General features: G+C 36.3%; 1 protein-coding gene and 1 pseudogene. Both read left to right on the top strand.

All coding sequences use genetic code 11. The features are described from left to right. Positions 1–105 (top strand): annotated as a pseudogene (locus ACFIK3_RS09275) (virulence-associated protein E); the annotation flags it as partial. A gap of 12 nt (positions 106–117) precedes the next feature. Beyond that, complete coding sequence (locus ACFIK3_RS09270) at positions 118–1,725, top strand: YfjI family protein (RefSeq protein WP_375637767.1); 1,608 nt, start codon at positions 118–120, stop codon at positions 1,723–1,725. Positions 1,726–2,271 lie beyond the last annotated feature (546 nt).

Below are 2,271 nucleotides of genomic sequence, written 5' to 3'. Positions count from 1 at the left end.
AAAGCAGGTTTTACCCTAGCTGCACGTGCTTATAGCCAAGGCTTTGAGGTCTTTATGATGCAAGCTCCAAAAGGAACGGATTTTAATAACGTATTACTTTCTTAAAAGAGGGAAACTATGAAAGATAGTAATTTACAAAACAATAATGAAAATACTCCCGTCAATGATAACGATAATGTCTCTTTAAACGAAAATACTTGTTTAAAAGCCATTCCTTATGAACAAGCCTTGCAACAAAATGGTTGGGGGCAATTAAAACCGATTGCTACGGCTCTCTTACCTGTCGAGCCTTTTAGCTTATTACAGCTTCCAATGCCATTAATGGACTATATTTATGAGGTTGCCGATCTTCAACAATCTTCTATCGATTTTATTGCTATCTCTGCTTTATGTGGCTTGGCTGCTGTGATTGGCAATGGCGTGCGGATTGCTCCCAAAAAACATGATAATAATTGGAAAATTGTTCCTAATCTCTGGGGTGCTCTTGTGGGGCAACCTTCAACACTCAAAACACCTACCATGCAAGCCGCTTTAACTCCTCTCTATGCCTTTCAAGAGGAATGGCATCAAGAATGGTTAAAGAAGAAAGAACAGCAAGAAAAGAAAGATATTCTTATTGAATTAGATAAACGAGAAAAGAAAAAACAAGCCTATAAAGCACTCAAAGATCAAGATGAGGAACAAGCCCTTGCCCTTCTTTCACAATCTATTGAACACAAAGAAAGTGATGATAACACTCTTGATAAACGACGTCTTATTGTCAACGATGTGACTGTCGAAAAGCTTGGGGAACTCTTAAAAGAAAACCCCCGTGGTCTCTTGATGGTACGAGATGAATTGGCTGGGTTTTTAGCTAATATGGAAAGAAAGGAATACCAAACAGACCGTGCCTTTTATCTAACAGCTTTTAATGGCAATACGTCATACACCTATGACCGTATTGAACGTGGAACCATTCATATTCCCAATGCAACCATTTCCATTATTGGGGGCATTCAACCCTCACGCATTATTCCCATTATTCAAGCCATGTGCCATGGAATAAATGATGATGGTTTCATGCAACGATTTCAAATGATTGTATGGCCCGACGAACGAAAAAAGCGGTTATGGACGGATAGACCTCCCAATCAAAAGGCATGGGAAAGCTATCAAGGGGTCTTTCGTTCTCTTTATGATAAACCGTTAGGCTCACCAAAGCATCCGATAACCATACACTTTTCTACTGATGCCCAAGAGATCTTTCGTGTATGGTGGGAAGATTTTCAGAAAAAAATAAATAGTGGTCATTTCTCTACAAATTTACAATCGTATCTTTTGAAAATGGATAAAACCATACCAACACTTGCGTTGATTTTTGAATTGACCGAAGGGGGTCGTTTTGAAATCAATAGAAATGCTCTTGAGAGAGCCTTGTATTGGGAAAAATATCTGTTAAGTCATGCCAAACGTCTTTATGCGGCGCATGATACATTAGCAACAGAAAGTGCAAACTTGCTTGTCAAGCGCTGTGATTGTTTACCTAATGTTTTTACTGCACGGGATGTTTATAAACGTGATTGGAAATGTTTAAAAGACAATGAAGCTGTGAAGCAAGCTTTAGAGCTTTTATGCCGTTGCAATTATATTCGTGAAATCTCTGGAGACAATAACTCCCAAGGCGGTCGACCTACCATACGCTATGAATGGCATCCTTTAGTGAAAAGTCATAAAACATTTCAATGAATGAATTTTAAATTCCAATAAAACATATAACTTATGTATTCATAAAATGAAACCTTCAAAACACTTCCCATCTATTGGTTTTGGAGGTTTTGGGGGTTTTGGAGGTGCTTTTTATTCCCCTCTTTATATATTTTAAAAATCAAAATAAAAGTCACTATATTTCAATATGTTAATTTTTATCAACTTTTCAAAAAACAATCTATATCAACATTACAACCTGTAAATTCAACTTATAGCATAGGTTTTGTAGGGGTTTTGGGGGTATAGGGGGGGTATATGCTTTTTATCTTTCTTACAAAGCAAGCAATAAAAGCCTATCAAAACATACATTCTGATATCTTAAAAGCACATATCAAATTTGTCTTTTTTCCATAAAACGAACAGCAAAATTCACTATTTTGCTGATTTTACCTCATGTCATAGGCTGTGGATAAGTAGCCTTTAATAAAATTTCTTTTTAAGCAGGTCGTGGGTCTTTAGCACCCTTTTTTTATTTTATTATTGCTATTTGTTTTAAATAGATCTAGCAGATTCTATTTAAAGTTT

Source organism: Bartonella sp. CB10SXKL, from assembly GCF_042195515.1.
In the GTDB taxonomy this organism is placed as follows: domain Bacteria; phylum Pseudomonadota; class Alphaproteobacteria; order Rhizobiales; family Rhizobiaceae; genus Bartonella.
This window is presented reverse-complemented; position numbering and strand designations above follow the sequence as displayed.

What these genes read in the sequence shown, in the direction of transcription:
- ACFIK3_RS09270 (WP_375637767.1), top strand. Translation starts at nt 118, where the DNA reads ATGAAAGATAGTAATTTACAAAACAATAATGAAAATACTCCCGTCAAT.